General features: G+C 60.8%; 15 protein-coding genes. 3 read left to right on the forward strand and 12 right to left on the reverse strand.

Features of this window, described 5'->3' with window-relative positions:
• Window positions 1-81 precede the first annotated feature (81 nt).
• Together K2Q04_RS02330 and K2Q04_RS02335 are read left to right on the forward strand one after the other, a co-directional pair.
• Window positions 82-1071 (forward strand): hypothetical protein, encoded by a 990-nt coding sequence (locus tag K2Q04_RS02330; RefSeq protein WP_291158694.1) that lies wholly within the window; start codon window positions 82-84, stop codon window positions 1069-1071.
• A gap of 6 nt (window positions 1072-1077) precedes the next feature.
• Window positions 1078-4218, forward strand: a complete 3141-nt coding sequence (locus K2Q04_RS02335) for an efflux RND transporter permease subunit (RefSeq protein WP_291158696.1) — start codon at window positions 1078-1080, stop codon at window positions 4216-4218.
• A 328-nt stretch (window positions 4219-4546) separates the two neighbouring features.
• Here K2Q04_RS02335 and K2Q04_RS02340 read toward each other — a convergent pair whose 3' ends face one another.
• From K2Q04_RS02340 to K2Q04_RS02395, 12 genes are all read right to left on the reverse strand, one after another.
• Window positions 4547-5644, reverse strand: coding sequence for an ABC transporter ATP-binding protein (locus K2Q04_RS02340; RefSeq protein WP_291158698.1), 1098 nt, complete (start codon window positions 5642-5644; stop codon window positions 4547-4549).
• Window positions 5622-6248: a cupin domain-containing protein gene (locus K2Q04_RS02345; protein WP_291158700.1), complete on the reverse strand. Its 627-nt coding sequence runs from the start codon at window positions 6246-6248 to the stop codon at window positions 5622-5624. The genes K2Q04_RS02340 and K2Q04_RS02345 overlap by 23 nt, the downstream gene beginning before the upstream one ends.
• 69 nt (window positions 6249-6317) lie before the next feature.
• The gene (locus K2Q04_RS02350; protein ID WP_291158702.1) at window positions 6318-7382 is read right to left on the reverse strand and encodes an ABC transporter substrate-binding protein; all 1065 of its coding nucleotides are present in this window, start codon (window positions 7380-7382) and stop codon (window positions 6318-6320) included.
• Between the two features lie 23 nt (window positions 7383-7405).
• Window positions 7406-8242 (reverse strand): ABC transporter permease, encoded by an 837-nt coding sequence (locus tag K2Q04_RS02355; RefSeq protein WP_291158705.1) that lies wholly within the window; start codon window positions 8240-8242, stop codon window positions 7406-7408.
• Window positions 8239-9135 carry an ABC transporter permease gene (locus K2Q04_RS02360; RefSeq protein ID WP_291158707.1) on the reverse strand — a complete coding sequence of 299 codons (897 nt, stop codon included), beginning with the start codon at window positions 9133-9135 and terminating at the stop codon, window positions 8239-8241. Before K2Q04_RS02360 ends, K2Q04_RS02355 begins: the two co-directional genes overlap by 4 nt.
• Before the next feature lie 63 nt (window positions 9136-9198).
• Complete coding sequence (locus K2Q04_RS02365; protein WP_291158709.1) at window positions 9199-10485, reverse strand: FAD-dependent oxidoreductase; 1287 nt, start codon at window positions 10483-10485, stop codon at window positions 9199-9201.
• Window positions 10486-10646: 161 nt separating this feature from the next.
• Window positions 10647-10919 carry a DUF4242 domain-containing protein gene (locus K2Q04_RS02370; RefSeq protein ID WP_291158711.1) on the reverse strand — a complete coding sequence of 91 codons (273 nt, stop codon included), beginning with the start codon at window positions 10917-10919 and terminating at the stop codon, window positions 10647-10649.
• A 97-nt stretch (window positions 10920-11016) separates the two neighbouring features.
• The gene (locus tag K2Q04_RS02375; RefSeq protein ID WP_291158714.1) at window positions 11017-12501 is read right to left on the reverse strand and encodes an aldehyde dehydrogenase family protein; all 1485 of its coding nucleotides are present in this window, start codon (window positions 12499-12501) and stop codon (window positions 11017-11019) included.
• A 284-nt stretch (window positions 12502-12785) separates the two neighbouring features.
• Window positions 12786-13085 (reverse strand): EthD family reductase, encoded by a 300-nt coding sequence (locus tag K2Q04_RS02380; RefSeq protein WP_291158717.1) that lies wholly within the window; start codon window positions 13083-13085, stop codon window positions 12786-12788.
• On the reverse strand, window positions 13082-13612 hold the full coding sequence (locus tag K2Q04_RS02385; protein WP_291158720.1) for a flavin reductase family protein: 531 nt from the start codon (window positions 13610-13612) through the stop codon (window positions 13082-13084). The genes K2Q04_RS02380 and K2Q04_RS02385 overlap by 4 nt, the downstream gene beginning before the upstream one ends.
• Complete coding sequence (locus tag K2Q04_RS02390) at window positions 13612-15306, reverse strand: amidohydrolase (protein ID WP_291158722.1); 1695 nt, start codon at window positions 15304-15306, stop codon at window positions 13612-13614. The genes K2Q04_RS02385 and K2Q04_RS02390 overlap by 1 nt, the downstream gene beginning before the upstream one ends.
• Complete coding sequence (locus K2Q04_RS02395) at window positions 15303-16379, reverse strand: LLM class flavin-dependent oxidoreductase (protein WP_291158724.1); 1077 nt, start codon at window positions 16377-16379, stop codon at window positions 15303-15305. Before K2Q04_RS02395 ends, K2Q04_RS02390 begins: the two co-directional genes overlap by 4 nt.
• Before the next feature lie 166 nt (window positions 16380-16545).
• On the opposite strand from K2Q04_RS02395, the gene K2Q04_RS02400 reads away from it, so the two are divergent.
• The gene (locus K2Q04_RS02400; protein WP_291158726.1) at window positions 16546-17562 is read left to right on the forward strand and encodes an AsnC family transcriptional regulator; all 1017 of its coding nucleotides are present in this window, start codon (window positions 16546-16548) and stop codon (window positions 17560-17562) included.
• Window positions 17563-17644: the final 82 nt, after the last annotated feature.

The raw sequence follows: 17644 nt of genomic DNA on the forward strand, positions 1-17644 counted from the left end.
TTTTTCCCGATATTCGCGGGGGTTAATCCGGGCACGACGGAGGCGAGCTTGCAGGTCCCCGCAATAATAAGAACATTACTAATGGTAGGCAGCGTCGCCATTCTTGCCGGCTGCAACGCACCGCATTCCGAAGAGGCCGAAGAACGAAACAACGTACCCGACGTTGTTCCCCCTCCCGTGCACACGATCGTTCTCGCCGCGTCGAACGAACCTGTGAAGCTCGAGGGTATCGCGACGGTGCTCAATCCAGATGCGCTCCTGCAACTCGACGCGGACATCCGCTCTGCGACGGTCGCGGCCAACTTCAGTCATGGACAGCTCGAGCGCTTCAAAGCGTCGACCATGCTGTCGAGGCAGACACTCGAAAACGCCGTCCGTCAGGAAGGTATCGACGCGTCCCAGCTGAAGCTGTTGCTGACGCGCCTTCAACAATCTTGGGGCGATAAGGCCCCGTTTCTGAACGCCGACGCCCGCCAGACATTGATGGCCGATATTGCGAATGGCTCGCGCGCGGTGCTTCGTCTCGATTTCTCCGACATGGCGGCGGACCTGCCCCGGAATGTTCGCGTCGTTCCCCTTCGCGGAGGCTCGGAAACGAAGGTCGATGTTCTGTGGGCCGCGCCCTCGGGAAATCTCGCGATGCCGGGAGTGTCTTTCTTCGGCTTGATCAACGCGGGCCCTGGTCTTCGCGCCGGCGACCGGGCGCGTGTCATCGCCGACAGTCCGGAGAGACTGAACGGCGTCGTCATTCCGAGTTCTGCTCTGGTCGTCTTCGGCGGCAAATCCTGGTGCTATGTCGAAACGGAACCGAGCAAATACGAACGCAAGCTCGTGTCGTTGGAAGCGCCGGTTGACGATGGATTTTTCGTAGAAAGTGGCTTCGACCCCGGCACGCGCGTCGTGGTGAAGGGCGCGTCCGTTCTGCTCGCACGTGAAGCGGCGCCCGGAAGCTTCGATGACGACGATGATGATGGTCCCGGGCCCCAGGCACCTGCAACAGCGGGGACGGCAAAGCCCGCTGCCTCGTCCGTGGCGCAAGGCCATTCCGCACCAACAAATGATCCGGACTAAGCCGGCATGAACGCGCTCATCCGCTGGTCGATCCGCTATCGTGGTTTCGTCGCACTGCTTTCCGTCGTATGGTTCATCGCCGGAAGCATTCTCGCGCTGCGGGCGCCGCTCGACGTTTTCCCCGAGTTCGTACCACCGCAAGTCACGATCCAGACCGAGACGCCCGGCCTCGCGCCTGAGCAGGTCGAGCAGATCGTCACCCGCCCAATCGAGGCGGCGATCGTCGGTGGACCAGGCATAGATACGGTTCGATCGGAATCCATCTACGGCCTGTCGGTCGTGCTCGTCACATTTGAAGAGGGCGCCGACGCCACCGCTGCGAGGCAAGGCATCGCAGAACGTCTGACGACGCTCAATGGCAAATTGCCGACGGGCATTGGGCCGCCGAAGCTGACACCATTGACGTCGAGCACGATGGATGTGCTGAAGCTCGGCCTCGTTTCCGATCAGGTCGATCCCTATACACTCCGCGATATCGCCGATTGGACCGTCAAGCCGCGCTTGCTTGCCGTGCCGGGAATTGCGCGCGTCACAGTGTACGGGGGGGCGATCAGACAGGTTCAGATTCAGCCTGACCTCGAGCGGATCGCCGCGCTCGGCCTGACTGTAACCGATGTCATGGACGCGGCCAGCGCAGCCATCGCGCTTCGCGGTGGTGGTGTCGTCGAAACGTCGTCCCAACGGATCACCATCGCAACGCCGCCACCGGCGCCCGATCCGCGCACGATATCCCAAGCCGTCGTCACGATGCAGAACAACCGGCCGGTCCGCCTGGCCGATGTCGCGACGGTGACGATCGGCCCCGCACCGAAAATCGGCGACGCGACGATCATGGGGCAGCCCGGCGTCTTGATCACGGTCTCCGGGCAGTTCGGCGCGAATACTCTCGAAGCCACCAACGCGACCGAGGCCGCGCTTGCAGAGTTGACGCCGGCACTCGAGCGGCGCGGCGTAACGATATATCCGGCACTGCACCGCCCGGCATCGTTCGTCGTTCGCGCGTTGAAAAATCTCGAGACCGCTCTGACCCTCGGATCGGCTTTGATCTTGTTCGTGCTCTACGCCTTTCTCAGAAGCGTACGCGCGTCGCTGATCTCGTTTCTCGCAATCCCATTGTCGCTGCTCGCCGCTGTGGTCGTGTTGAGCGAATTCGGCCAATCGTTGAACACTATGACGCTCGGCGGCTTCGCGCTCGCGCTCGGCGTTCTCGTCGATGACGCAATCATCGATATCGAGAATATCGCGAGACGCTTGCGCCTCGCGGGACCTGGCGCCGACCGGCTGAGTATCATCGAGGATGCGTCCATCGAAATTCGCGGTTCCATGCTTTACGGCACGCTCGCGGTGATTTTTGCATTCTTCCCGGTGCTCTTTGCGGGTGGCGTGCAGGGCCGGTTCATCGGGCCGATGGCGTTGACGTTCGTCATCGCGGTGCTCGCCTCGATGCTCGTCGCGCTGACCGTCACGCCCGCGTTGTGCGCGTTGCTTCTGACGAAGACCGAGGACACGAAGGAATCGCCGCTCCTGAAAAGTCTCAAAGCCGCTCAGCGGTGGGTCTTGGCGCGCGTCCAACGGGCTTGGGGCACGACGGTTCTTCTGCTGACGGCAAGCGCGCTGGCGGCCGCCGCGGCCGTGCCCTTCCTTCACAGCGAGCTCATCCCGCAGTTCCGCGAAGGCCATTTCGTGCTGCAGATGTCGATGGCGTCTCCCGGTACGTCGACGGATGACGTCGTGGCTGTCGGCGAGCGCGTCACGGCGGCACTGCTGAAGCTACCGTTCGTTGACACCGTCGGCCATCAGATCGGCCGCGCCGAAGCGGGCGAAGATACCTGGAGCGTCGACAAGAGCGAATTTCACATCGAGCTGAAACCGGTACACGATAAAAGCGAGGAAGAAGCCCAGAGCATCATTCGCGACACGCTTCGCGGCTTCCCGGAGGTCAGAAGCGAGACATTGACGTTCCTAGGCGATCGCATCAGCGAAAGCCTGAGCGGGGAAACGGCTCAAGTCGTCATTAGCTCTCTCGGAACCGATCTCGCGTCGCTCGAAAGCGCGGCGGCCGCAATCCAGAAAGCCGTTGCGGATGTTCCAGGCGTCACCGATCTTAGAATGCCGAGAAGCGCGATGGTGCCGACGCTGTCGGTCAAGCTCGATCCGGTCGCGCTCGCAAGCTACGGCCTTTCCGCGCGTGACGCTCTCGATACTATACAGACCGCATTCGCCGGAACGACCGTCGGCCAGACGTACGATGGCGCGCGCACCGTAGACGTCGTCGTCATTCTGTCGCCCGACGACCGCAACCGCATAAGCGAACTCAGCAAGCTGATGGTCGGCAACGCCACGACCCGAACGCCTTTGAAGAACGTCGCAACAATCGAGATCACGGAAGGCCGGTCGAACATTCAGCACGACGGCGGTCAACGTCGCGTCGCCGTCACCTTCAACGGCGCGAAGGGCCATTCCCTTCGCGAGATCGTCGCCGAAGCGCGTCAGCGCGTCGAAGCGCTTCAATTGCCTAAGGACGTTTACGTCGCGTTCGCGGGACAGGCCGAGGCGGAGCGCCAGGGCCAAATCCGCCTCGCCGGTCTAACCGCCATGAGCACTGCGCTCATCATCGCGGCGCTGACGATGGCGTTCCGTCGTCGGGGGCTCGCGGCGTTGGTGCTGATCAATTTGCCGTTCTGTCTGATCGGCAGCATCGCGGCGATTGTCGTGAGCGGCATTGGCATGACGCTCGGAAGTCTCGTGGGCCTGATTACCGTTTTCGGCATCGGCGCGCGCAACTCCGTCATGATGCTCGCGCACGTCGAGCATGTGGCGGACGTGGAAGGGAAGGGCTGGAATCCCGAAACCATCCGCCTCGCGGCGTCCGAGCGCATGGCACCGGTCTTCATGACGGCGCTGATGGCGGCGCTCGGGCTTGTGCCTCTAGCTTTGGGCCTTGGTCGGCCGGGACACGAAATCGAAGCGCCGATGGCGATCACCGTGCTCGGCGGCCTGACGACGGCGACGCTGCTTAATCTCGGTGTTTTGCCGGAAGCACTTATTCGGTTTGGCCGCCTGCTCCGAATTTCGGGCGCCGCGCCGAAGGCACAAACAGCCGAACCGAAATTGGAGCCGGCCGCTAAAGCCGCCGCGGCCGAATAAATTCTTGTCGCTCAAAGCGGGAGTTTGAACCGATCGACCACGTAGATGGTCAGCTGTTTTGGGGTCATGTTCGCCCGCTCTCATGAAGCCAGTCACCAAAAAGGCGATGCGCTCGCGACTCGCGGTGTCGGTCTCTTTGATGGCAAGTTCACTGCAAGCGAGGTCCATCGCCTGCTGCATGATATCGAGGTGTTCGCTGTCTATGACCCCACGGGGAAACGGCATCTCGGCCCTCGCCATCGACCAACCTTGCGGCAAGACGCCGAAGATCGTTGAATGGTTCCCGCGTCGCTCGGGAAGCGGCCCGGCCGTGGCCAAAAAGTTCCATTCAGGTCCCGCTTAAGATCCGCCCGCTTCCGCGGTTGGGGCGGACGTGGACGAACGCGCCGGCTTCGAACGCCCCCACCGCTGTGCGCCGCGGCGTATCGATCATCAGCTTCTGGCCGCCGCCGATTTCCACGAACAACCGCAACGTCGGTCCATAGAACACGGTCGACATGATTTGCGCCGCGACGGCGTCATCCGAAGGAGACGCAAGGACAGACAACTCTTCCGGCCGAATACAAACGAGAACAGGCGCGCCGGGCGCCGGGGCCGCTCCCCGATCTGCCGGCACTTCGAGCGTCATCGGTCCCGCCGCCACGCGATGAAACGCGCCCGTCGTCTCCAGAGCCTTGCCCTCGATGAGGTTCATCGTCCCGATGAAATGCGCGACGAAGCGCGTCGCCGGCGCGTCGTAGAGTTCCGCGGGCGATGCGATTTGCTCGATTTTTCCGCGGTTCATCACGACGATGCGATCCGAAATCGAAAGCGCTTCGGTCTGATCGTGCGTAACCATAACGAACGTCGTGCCGAGGCGCGCCTGGAGACGCTTCAATTCAATCTGCATCTGCTCGCGTAAATTCGCGTCGAGAGCCGAAAGAGGCTCATCGAGCAGCAGCACGCGCGGGGAACAGACGAGCGCTCGCGCCAGGGCGACGCGCTGGCGTTGACCGCCCGACAGCATTGAAACGCGTGCATGGATTTTGTCGCCAAGCCCGACGAGATCGAGCGCCTCTTTCACCTTTCGGCCAATCTCGGCGCCCGAAACTTTGCGAAGCGTCAAGCCGAACCCGACGTTCTCCGCGACGTCCATGTGCGGGAAAAGTGCGTAGTCCTGAAACACGGTGTTGAGCGGGCGGTCATAGGGGCGTAGCGCAGTGATGTCCTGCCCATCGAGAAGCACCCGTCCGCTCGTCGGCTGCTCGAATCCCGCCATCAGCCGCAAGCTCGTCGTCTTTCCGCAACCTGACGGGCCAAGGAGGCTGACGAATTCGCCATGCCCGATATCGAGATCGACGTTGTCGAGACCGACCGTGCCGCCGTCGAACACCTTCGAAACAGCTTCAAGGCGCAGGAGCGGATCACGCACCATTGCTGATCTCATTCGGCTTCGCCGTATTGATCCAGATGATCTCGCACCGCTCTTTGCCGCGATTGCGGAATGCGTGCTCCAGCGTGCTCTTGAAAGCAAAGCTATCACCGGCCTTGAGCAGATAAACGACGCTGTCGATCGTCAATTCGACTTGTCCTTTCCTCACGATGCCGAACTCGTGGCCGGCGTGGCTGTAGGAATGTCCGGTTCCGCAGTCGGGATCGACGGAGACGAGTAGTCCCGTCAGCACCGAGCCCGGTGGCGAAAGAAGCTCCTTGCGAATGCCTTCCGATCGAACGGGTATGTCCTTCCGGTGCGCCGCCCGAACGACATAGAGATCGCCGCCGTCCTCCTGGCTTTCCGCAAGTAGGCTGTGCGGCTCGACGCCGAGCGCCGCCGCAAGCGGCCACAGCACGCGCACGCGCAACGAAGATATTCCCCGTTCTATTTGACTGAGCGCGCCGACAGAAATGCCGGCGCGCTGCGCAACGTCTGAGAGACCCAATTTCCGCTCGAGACGCGCCGCGCGGATGCGGCGCCCGAGACGAACATCAGACTCTGGTGGCACTTGCTCCAAGACTTCCGCACGCCCTTCGCTCGTTTTCGTCCGAACCACGTTGCTTCCCTTCCTTCGAAAGTTTCAGAGTTTTGGACTGCGGATGCTCGAAACCTGCTCGCCTGTTGGCTAGCCGCCGGCCTTCACCTTCTCGAACATTTTAGCGAGATCGTCGTTCTGCTTCATCGGCCCGGTGAAAACCGTGCTCTTCAAAACTTCGTCCGGTTCGGCCGGAAGCTGCAGCCGGTCGAGTTCCTCTTTCGGAACGAGAGCAAACGCCGCGCTCGATGCGCTGCCATAGCCATACTGCGTGATCAGCTCTTTGCCTGACGCGCCTTCGAGACGGCTGTTGATGAAGTCGTAGGCGAGATCGATGTTCTTGGCGTCCTTCAGCATCACGAACCCGCAGCTCCAGGTCAGCATGCCTTCCTTCGGCTTCATGAATTCGACCTTGACGCCTTGCTTCTTGAGCGTCGTGGCCGAAGCGTTCCAGGTCATCGCGGCGACGAGTTCGCCACTCGCAAGCGATTGCTCGACGGATGTCATGTCCGTCGTGTAGGCGCGAAGAAGCGGTCGCTGCTCGCGCAGCTTCGCCGCAACCTTCTCGAGTTCCTCGGCCGACATGTCAAACGGACTGACACCGGCGAGAAGCGCCGCAACCACAGGCGTATCGTGCACGGCGTCGATCGTCGCGATCCGCCCGCTGTATTGCTTGTCCCAGAGGAGATTCCAGGAAGGCGCCGGGTCCTTCACGAGATCGGTGCGATAGAGAATGGAGGTGTTTCCCCAATCCCACGGAACCATCCAGACCTTGCCGTCGCCCGCCTGGATGTCAGCCAAATTCTTGAACACCGGGAAAATTGTATCCCAGTTCTTGATGCGCTTCGTATCGATCGGCTGCAGCAGGCCCTCCTTGTTCCAGCGCGCGATCTTGTCGTAGCAGGGATGCGCGAGGTCGGGATGGAAGCCCGCTTTGACCTTGGTGAAGGCCTCGTCGTCATCGCTGAAGACGGAAGCTTCGACGCCATCGGGATGAGCGCCGAGGAAGCTCTTGTTGAAGTCCGGCAATTCGTAACCGGACCACGTAAAGTACGTCAGCTTGTCGGCGGCGAGTGCGGGTGTTGCGAGTGAGGCGATGATCGTCGCAAGGCCGGCGGCCCTGCGAAGCATTGTGCGTGTCGTCGAACCGTCCATGACTTTATACTCCCTGTTCGCGCTCAAGAAATCGGCAGAGGTCTTGGTGTAGTGACGGGAAGTTCGTCGCTCGCCGCACCGCGCCGCCGGATGATCTCGGCGACGGTGGCGATAACGATCGATGCAAGTAGAATGAACGTGCCGAGCGCCATGACGCTCGGAAGCGCCTTCGGAAAGCGCAGCTGCCCCCAGACGTAAAGCGGCAACGTCGGCTCCGCGCCTGATAGAAAAAACGCGACGATGAATTCATCGAACGACGTCAAAAACGACAACATGAACGATGATGTGATCGCGGGCGCCGCGAGCGGCAGAACGATACGCCGGAACGTTGTCCATTCATGCGCGCCGAGATCCATCGCGACTTCGCTGAAACTTCTGGGCAGCGACGAAAAGCGGCCCCGCATGATGACGACGGCGGTCGGCAGCGCAACGAGCGTGTGACCGAGCACGATGGCGATCCGCGAGGGTCCAAGGCCCGCGAGGTTGACGAGTACGAGAAGCGCGATCCCGACAATGACGCCGGGAATCAATATCGGCAGACGGCAGAGCGCCGATATCACCCGCGCCGTACGGTTCCCCCCGGCGACTTCCATGTAACCGACCGTGACGCCGATTGATGTCGCAAGGAACGCCGCAGAAACGCCGACGATCAAACTCGTCTGAAAGGCACGGTGCAGGTTCTCGTTCCCGAAAAGGCTTCGATACCATTCGAGCGTGAACCCGCTCAGCGGAAAAGCCGCTTGGATCGAATTGTTGAACGAGAAGAGCGGGATGATCGCGATTGGTAGATACAGAAACAAAACATACGCGACGACGTAGACCGTGAGCCAAGGCGCTTTTTGGGAGCGTGCCGGGGTCACGTTCTGCTCCCAAAACGTTTGTCGGCACGGCGCGCGACGACCACGACCGCAAGGATAACGAGCATGACGATGACGGAGAGCGCGGCTCCGAACGGCCAGTCGTTGGCCTTTCCAAACTGAGCCTGGATCATCGAACCGATCATCGTGCTGTTCGGACCGCCGACGAGCGCCGGCGTCACGTAATCGCCGACGGTCGGCACGAATACGACGAGCGCGGCGGCCATGACGCCCGGCATCGAAATCGGCAAGATGATCTTGCGGAATATCGCTGTTGGACGCGCGCCGAGATCTTCGGCCGCTTCGATCAGGGATCGGGGCACATTCTCGAGCGCGACATAGATCGGCAGGATCGCGAACGCCGCGTAAGCGTGCGCGAGCGTGATCACGACAGCGGCCGGTGTGTTGAGGAATGCGAGGATCGGCTCTGACGTTATGCCGGCCGTCATGAGCGCCGAGTTCAAGACGCCATTGAACGCAAGGACGACCTTCCACGCGAAAACGCGCAAAAGATAGCTCGTCCAAAACGGCAGCGTTACGATGAAGAGTAAGAGTGCCCGATGCTTGCCGGCGTGAAACGCGAGATAGTAGGCGACCGGATATGCCGTCACGACAGTCGCGAGCGTGACGAGCCCGGCAATCGCCAGCGAACGCAATATCACCGTCGCGTAGAGCGGGTCCGTCAGTGCCGCTTTGAAATTGTCGAGCGTGAAGGCGCCGCCAAGCAGCGATCCGTCATTCGTGCGGAAGCCGAGAAACAGAACGACCCCAAGCGCGAAAAGCACCAGCACCGATGTTGCGAGCGCGCCCGGTGCCGTCATGCCAATTCCGAAAAGCCGCCGCTGGCGCTCGGAAGCGGCCGGTAACGCGAGGACAGATTCGGAGGACACGGACATGTGCACGCATTCCTGAATTCTCGCGATAGTTTTTCACATTTGAGAAATTGTCAATCCGCCCACTTACTTTTCCAGCATGTCCACGAGGCGATACCAGGCGATCGCCACCCCGATTCCAACATTCCGAAACGCATGGAAGGGGATCGGCCGGATCGGCGTCGGCGGAAACGGGAGAAGTTCCGCGTTCTTCGTGACGAAATAGTCGACAAGCCGAGGACCGAGGCCGGTCATCAGGCCGATACCCCGGCCCTGGCATCCGGCTGCCACGAGCAATCCCGGCTCGGGTTCGTGCACATGGGGCAGGTGATCGAGCGTCATCGCGATACGTCCGTACCATCGATTTTCGATCGGGACATTGGAAAGCGCCGGATAGAGCCGCTTCAAGGCGTGCTCGAGATGAGCCCACGCTGAAGGGTCTGCCGGATCGGACATCGATCCGCGGCCGCCGAGCAGCATACGGCCGTCGGGACCCTTCCGATAATAAACGACGATACGGCGGGAATCTGAGACCACCTGCCCCTCCGGCAGGATCGTTGAGAGAAGCGCATCCGAGAGCGGCGCAGTCGCGATTTGAAATGAATGCAGCGGCAGAAGCGTCCGCGCGAGACCCGGAACGAGGGCATCAGCATAGGCATTCGTCGCGACGATGACGCCGTTCGCAGAGAGAGAACGGCCATCGGCGGACTTGAGAACCCAAGCGGAATTCTCACGTTTTAGCGCCGTTATTCGCGTGTTTTCGGCAATGCGGGCGCCCGCATCGATGGCCACCCGCGCCAGCTCGCGCGTATATGCGAGCGGTTGGATAGCGCCGCCGCGAGGGTCGAGCCAACCGCCGTGATATCCGCGCGCGCCGGTGAGGCCGCTGACATCGGCCGCGCTCAAAAGCTTGGCCGGTACGCCCCTTGCAGCCCATTGCTTGGCGCGCTGCTCGGCGGTCCGCACCGCACCCTCCGAGTGGGCCGCCTGGATCCAACCCGCTCGCTGGATGGGCACATCGAGTTTCTCGCGCGCAATGAGATCGAAGACGCCGTCTGCGAGCAATGCCCCGAAACGCACGAGAGACTCGCCGCGCTTTTCGCCAAAATGTTGGAGCAGCCAATCCGGATCGTACTTCAGCCCGGGGATGACTTGGCCGCCGTTGAGGCCCGATGCACGATCGCCGACATTCGCCGCTTCAAGAACACAGACGGAAAGTCCGCAGCGTGCTGCGTGAAGGGCTGAGGAAAGACCGAGAATTCCGCCGCCGACGATGGCGAGATCGACTTTTTCGCTCGGCTTCAACGCGTCGGAGGCCAGGGGCGCGAAAGTGCGCTCGGCCCACACGGACTTTGCTTGGTAGCCGGCAACCATCGTTCGCCCCCCTATGAAGCGGGACGCAGGTTTTCACTAATATGAAAGATTGTAAAGCGGGTTCAGGCCGGCCGCCCTGTTTGAGATACCCGGTGAAACGAAGTGGGGCGCGCAGACCTTCATCTGCGCGCCCCGATAGTGCCCCAACCAATGCCTGTTCTTCAGCCTGCAGCCGAAGGATCAATGACCGTCTTGACTTCGATGATGCGGTTCGCGGGGAAGCCGCTGAGTTCCGCATGCTTGCGGATCGCATCCTCGTCCTTTGCGAGATAGACGCAGAATGTGCTGTCGCCCGCGATGTAGGAGTGAAGCCACTGCACGTCCGGCCCTAACTTCGCCAGGGCAGCGTTGGAAGTCGCTGCTGCGCCTTTCAGCTGCTCCGCACTTGAATCGCCGACGCCGGGTATGTTCCGTTCGATAACGTACTTTTTCATTTTCACTCCCTTGGCTTCTTGGGCGCGTCCGTATCACCGGACGCGACAGTTTTAAAGACAGCCTTCCATCGGGCCGTCTATGGAAAACTTGGCAGTGTTATGAAGCGTAGTTGACCCAAACGGTCTTTGTCTGAAGATATTTATCGAGACCTTCGCGTCCGTTGTCCTTGCCGTAGCCCGATTGCTTGAAGCCGCCCCAACCGACAGCTGCATCGAACTGGTTATAGGTATTGATCCAGACTGTGCCGGCTTGGATCGCTGCGGCGGCAGCGTGGGCCTTGGAGATGTCGCGTGTCCAGATCCCGGCCGCGAGACCGAAGTTGCTGTTGTTCGCCCGCGGCACGAGATCGTCGAGAGAATTGAATTTCTGGATCGTAAGAACGGGTCCGAAAATCTCTTCCTTGACGACGCTGGCGTTATCGTCCGCCCCGCAGAGGACGGTCGGCTCATAGAACGAACCGGATGCCAGATCGCCTTTGCCCCGCGCTCCCCCGATGGCAACGTCGATACCGCCCTTGCGCGACTGTTCGACGAAGCCATTGACCCGCGCAAGCTGGTCTTCGGAAATCAGCGGCCCCATCGTCGTATCGGCGTTCAAACCATGGCCGAGCTTGAGCTGCTTCGCTTCCGATACGACGCGGTCGACGACGCGGTCGTAGACGGCCGCATCGACCATAAGGCGTGAGCCCGCCGAGCAGACTTGCCCGCTGTAGAAGAAGATCGCGCCTGCGGCGACCGAAGCGGCGGCGTCGACGTCGCAATCGGCGAAGATGATGTTCGGGTTTTTGCCGCCCAGTTCCAGCGAGACATGCTTGAGCGTCTTGGAAGCGCTGCGCGCGATATGCTTGCCGACCTCTTCGGAGCCCGTGAACGAAATCTTGGCGACGCCCGGATGCTCAACGAGCGCCTGGCCCGTCGTCGCGCCTTCGCCCGTCAGAACGTTGAGAACGCCGGGCGGGATGCCTGCTTCGAGGGCAAGCTTTCCGAGAATGAGGGCCGAAAGCGGTGTCTGCTCAGCGGGCTTCAAGATGACGGAGCAGCCTGCGGCGAGAGCCGGGGCGATCTTGAAGCAAGCTTGGCAGAGCGGAAAATTCCACGGAACGATCGCAGCAACGACGCCGACGGGCTCGCGGCGCGTATAGACGTGCATGTCAGGAGCGTTGACGGGAATGGTCTCGCCCGCGAGCTTTGTGCACCAGCCGGCGTTATAGCGAAGCGCACCCACGGCCAACGGAATGTCGACCGCTGCGATGTGCACCTTGGGCTTTCCGGAATCCAGGCTTTCGACTTCCGAAATCCATGCGGTATCGCGTTCGATAAGGTCAGCGAACCGCATGATGAGTGCAGCGCGTTCGCTCGGCGCCATTTTCTGCCACACCTGCTGCGCCGCTTGCGACGAGGCGACAGCCGCATCGACGTCCGCCTGCTTGGCGTGCTGGACCGACGCCAGCACTTTTCCAAATGCCGGATCGAAAGTTTCGAAACTCTCTCCCGACGTGCTGCCGACCTCGGCTCCGCCAATTACGAGCTTGTGCTGCGCGGACAGAAATTCGGTCGTCTGCTTCGAAGCGGAATTCGACATTTAGAGGTTCACCTACGCTGGTTGAGTGCGAGCGAGCGAGGATGGCTGCTCATCGAAAAAAACGCTGATCGCCGGGATGCTGGCATCACCACGGCCATCCCCAGATCAGGAGGCCGGCGGGAAAGACTACTCCAAGCGCCACGAGCGCGAGCCAATCCCAAAAGGTGAAACTTGCGTTATCCGCGGTCGCGTTTTCGAAAGAGCGAATGCGCCGTTCAAGTTCTGGATCGAAGCCGCCCATGCCGGATTCCCTATATCTGTTCGCCTGTCGTGTTCGCAGCGCCTTAAATATCAGTCGTCAGGATCGTCACTCCGCCGTTGGCGAAATTGGCGACGTCAGCCACCGCCGCCTTGCCGGCTTCCGAGTTGAGAGACGCCTCGAGATCGGCCTTGGAAGCATAGTCGAGAAACGCGACGAGATGCACCGGCTTCGCGTCATCGCTGCTGGTGACCGCGCCGCGGCTATACCTGAAGTCCTTGAGGAGAGGCATCTTCGCTGCGAGCGGAGCGTGCACGTCCCTATAGTACGCGTCGAACTTCGCGGCGTCGGTCGGCACACCGTAAATTACTGTGAGGCGTATCATTGGTTCGCTCCGTCGCTTTCGAATGGAAGCATTTTTCTGCGCGCATAGACCATTGGATTCAACTTGCCCGCGCGCTCGATTTCGACCACCCGGCCGATGACGATCTTGTGGTCGCCGGATTCGATGATCTTATCGAGTTCGCATGCGACCGCGACGACGCAGCCGTCGATCCTCGGGAGCCCGAAAACGTCGGCCTCCCATTCCACGCCGTTGAATTTATCCGGCGATTTCCCGGAGAACTTCATTGCAACGCTTTGCTGGCCGTGCGCCAGCACGTGCACGAGAAAGCGGCCATGAGACTGGATGGCTGCGAGCGTGTTCGATCCATGATCGAAGCACGCCAGCATCTGAGGCGGGTCGAGCGACAGCGAAACGACCGCGGAAAGCGTTGCCCCCGATGGCGCGCCGTCGGGCCCCCATGACGTGATGACCGTGACGGCGCCCGGCATGTCGCCCATCGCAGAGCGAAACTCACCAGGATCGACGGGTTGGAGGCCTTTCATCGCGAGTTCGCTGGTTTGAAGCATCAATTCCCCGCAGTCTTCGTACGGTCCCAGATCTGCTTGCCGTTTTTGAACACGAGATCGACTTTGAGCTTCGGCAACTCGTCGACGGCAACGGCGTGCGGATCGCGATCGAGGACGATCAGATCGGCGAACTTGCCGGGGGCGATGCTGCCGCGAACGTCATCTTCGCCAAGCACGGATGCCGCGTCGAGCGTGTGCAGTCTAAGCGCCTGATCGAGCGTGATTGCTTCGTCGGCGTCGAGCGTTGCGCCGGAATACGTTTCCCGCTTGAGACAGCACCAGACGCTGAAGAGAGGATTCGTTGCGCCTCTTTCCGAGCCGACCCAAACGTCCGAGCTGCCCGACAGCCGCCAGCCCTGCTTCATGAGCGTGGAGAACGAGAAGCGGCCGATCGCGCCGTGCTCGCCAAGATAGTCGGGGAAGTATTCGCCGAAAGTGTAGAGGAACACAGGTTGGGGAACGGGGATGATGCCCGCCGCAGCCCACTTATCCGCTGTCACCTCGGAAGGCATCAGGTTGCCCGCGTGCTCGATACGCGTGCGGATCCGCCCTGTTGGAGCGCCGCCCATTTCGAGAAGCGTATCGCAAACCCATTCTTGCGCCCGGTCGCCGTTGGCGTGAACCGCCAACTGCAAGCCCGCATTCTGCGTCAGTTCGATCGCGCGCTGGGCAAAGCCCTTATCGAGCGCGACCTCGCCGCGGAATGTGTGTCCGCCGCGGCATCCGCACACGAGATACGGAAATTTGACGGCCGCGCTCTTCGCAGAGAAGCCACCGTCGGCGAACAGCTTGACGCCCTGGATGCGGAAGAGATCGTCCGGCGCGGTGACGGAAATACTCTTCTTCCAATTGCATGCCGCCTCGAGCGCCAGTGTTCCTGGTGCCCAGAGATATGTCCGCACGGATACCGGCAGGTCGCCGCGAGCGGCCATATCGTTCATGATCTGCTGCCCGTCGACCGTCTCGGAGATTTCCCCGATCGTCGTGACGCCGAACTGCGTGAAGAGCTTCGGAATGCCCGTCTGCAAGGCGGCAGCCAGCTGTTCGCGATCCATGGCCGAGAACGGCAGCAGATTGTCCATCTCCTTCACGATGCCGGTCGGCTCACCCGACTCATCGCGCTCGACGCTCGGAAGGCCCGTGATCGAATAGGGAGGCGGGGAATAGTTGCGGTCGATCATGCAGACCGCAAGCGCCTTCGAGTTGAGGATGGTGAGATGGCCGCCAGCGCGCAGCGCAACAGGATGCGCAGTGCTCACGCGATCGAGTTCGTAGCGCGTCGGAAAGCGCTTCTCGGCGAGCTTGCGGTCGAAAAAGAGATTGGCTTGGCCAACGACCCATTCGCCCGGAGGCGTCTCGACGGCTTTTGCCGAGAGCGCCGCAATGACTTGGTCGATCGTACCGCATTCCGGTGCGCGGCAGTCGACAACGCCGTAAGAGGAACGGCATGCAACTTCGATATGGGCGTGAGGATCGACGAAGCCCGGCATGACTGGACGATCGCCGACATCGATGATCCGCGTTTTCTCGTCGGTGACCGCAGAGATTTCGTCACGGCGGAGCAGGCGCAAGATGCGCTTGCCTCGCACGGCAACGGCTTCGATCCGCGGATCGGTCTCAGGGTCCATCGTTATGATGCGACGGCTGAGAACGACGATGTCTGCCGGTTCTGGAGTGCTATCGATTCCGGTCATTCAGCTGCAATCTTGTGCTCGCGGTCGACAGCGGGGATGACCTCCGTGCCGATCAAGTGGATGCTCTTCATGATCTCTTCGTGAGGAACGCCGTCGATGCGCAGCAAAACCTCATCGATGCCCATGGCTTCAAGCTTCCGAAGCCGCTCGATGAAGTCGGCGGGCGAGCCGATCAACACGGAAGGCGTCTCGGTCATCAGGAAGTCGAGATTGGTCTCGTTGGCTTCCAAAAGCTGGATGCGCTCGAGGTATTCGTAGCTCGGGTTCTTGGATAGCGGCACGTAAAGATCGAGAATGAACTTGAAATAACCGAGCGCGACATCGCGAGCGATGCGGGCAGCCTCAGCGCGCGTCGGCCCGCAGAACGAAGTCGCAACGTAAAGCCCCATGTAGGAGTTGGGGTTCGGCATCGCGTTGCGGCCGGTCGGATAGGCATTGCGATAGGCGTTGATGCATTCCTGCAGGTAATCGAACCCGAAGTAATTTTCGAAACACATTGCGCCGATCTGCATTTCGCCCGCCGAAGCATGGGTCTTGACGCTGGAGGCGGCAACGGACACAGGAGGATGGGTATCCTTATCGAACGAGGGGACGATCGTTCTCTGCGGAATTTTCCAAACAGGACCGTCATGCTCGAGTTGGTCGCTGGCGAAGATCTTGGCCAGCACGGCCATCGAATCGTTCCATTGTTCGACAGTTTCATTCGGCTTCACGCCGAAGGCACCGAGCGTCGTGAGATTGTTGGAGCGGGCGGTGCCGATCTCTGCGCGGCCATTAGAAACGATGTTGAGCGTTGCAAGGCGCTCGGCGACGAGGATGGGATGATTCCACTTCAGCAATACCGAGCACATGACGCGCAGCTTGATGCGCTTGGTGTGCTGCGAGACGGCGGCGTAGAGCACCTCCGGAGCGGAGACGGTGAACCGGGGAGGGCTGAAATGCTGTTCCGAAGTCCCCCAGGTCGAGAACCCCAGTTTGTCTGCGAGGGCGACCTCTTCGATGATGTCCCGGTAGCGTTGGGCGTAACTCACGCCCGGCATTACTTCGCCTTCCTGAAGGATCCCTACTTTCACCGATGGCCGCTCCCATAACCGTAATTCGTCAAAATATCATTAGATAATGCTGTAATTCGTACGAACTTACGTGTCAAGACTGGGAAACGCATTCCGGGCTTGATCCAATCGCGAGGTTCGGGCTCTTTCGCAGGAGCGGTGTATCGTGCTGGCTGGGGAGGCTTGAATGAAGGGAACTATGACGACGCCGGACTATCTCCGGCTCGTCGCATCGCTCGACAATCTCGATCGGAGCATCGTTTCGCTGCTGCAAGCTGATGGACGGATGCCGTTCTCACGCATCGCGCGCGAAGTCGGAGTGACCGAGAAGACCGCGCGCACGCGCGTCCTTGATCTGATCGAGCAGCGAGTGATGCAGATTACTGCGGTTACCGATCCATCGGTGCTGGGCTATGGCGCGGCAGCGCTCCTTTGCATGACGAACCGGCCGGACCGTCCAGCGAGTGAAATTGCACGGCAGCTCCAGAGCATTCCCTCGATCGATTACGTCGTCGTTTCGGCCTCTCATTTTTCTCTTTTCGCCGAAGTTCTTTGTCGCGATCGCGCCGCCCTGCAGGCGACGATCGAAAACGAGGTCGGCAAAATCGAGGGCATTCAGACGATCGAGATCGTGCCCTATCTCAGTCTCCACTATCAGCTCGCGCATTTCGCGGCCGCCCAGAACAAGGCCGAGAGCGAGACGGGCGTGCGGCCCCGAGAGATAGACGGAATGGATGTTCGCATCATTCGCTCGCTGAGCGAGGACGGACGCAAGCCGTTTTTGCAGGTCGCTGAGGAACTCGGCGTTTCTGAAGGCCAAGTGCGTTTGCGGTTCAAGAATTTGTCAGATACCGGCACCGTCAGTGTCATCGCGTTGATCAACCCGATGAGCCTCGAGTTCCGGTCGATGGCGTGGGTCGGGATCAATGTGGCGGCCGGGCATAGCGTGAAGGACGTCGCCGATGCGTTAGCGCGATTGGCGAATACAACCTACATTGTCATCTGCGCCGGGCGCTATGACATCCTGACGGAATTCATCTGCCAGACAGATCGCGAACTGCTCGATGTGATCGACCAGAGCGTCCGGTCGCTTCAGGGAGTTGCTCGGCTCGAAGTGTCGATTTACAGCAATCTTTTCTACAAGCGTCTCTCGACCATCCGCGATGAGACGATATCCGATCAGCAGGAACGGGCGGGCGCCTGATGGCCGTGCGCGTCCCGCTTCTCCGCCAATCCCACCCAGTCCTTTCGAGCAGAACAGCGTCTCTCGGCTGATCTCTCAGAAC

Source organism: Hyphomicrobium sp. (assembly GCF_019753045.1).
GTDB lineage: Bacteria > Pseudomonadota > Alphaproteobacteria > Rhizobiales > Hyphomicrobiaceae > Hyphomicrobium_B.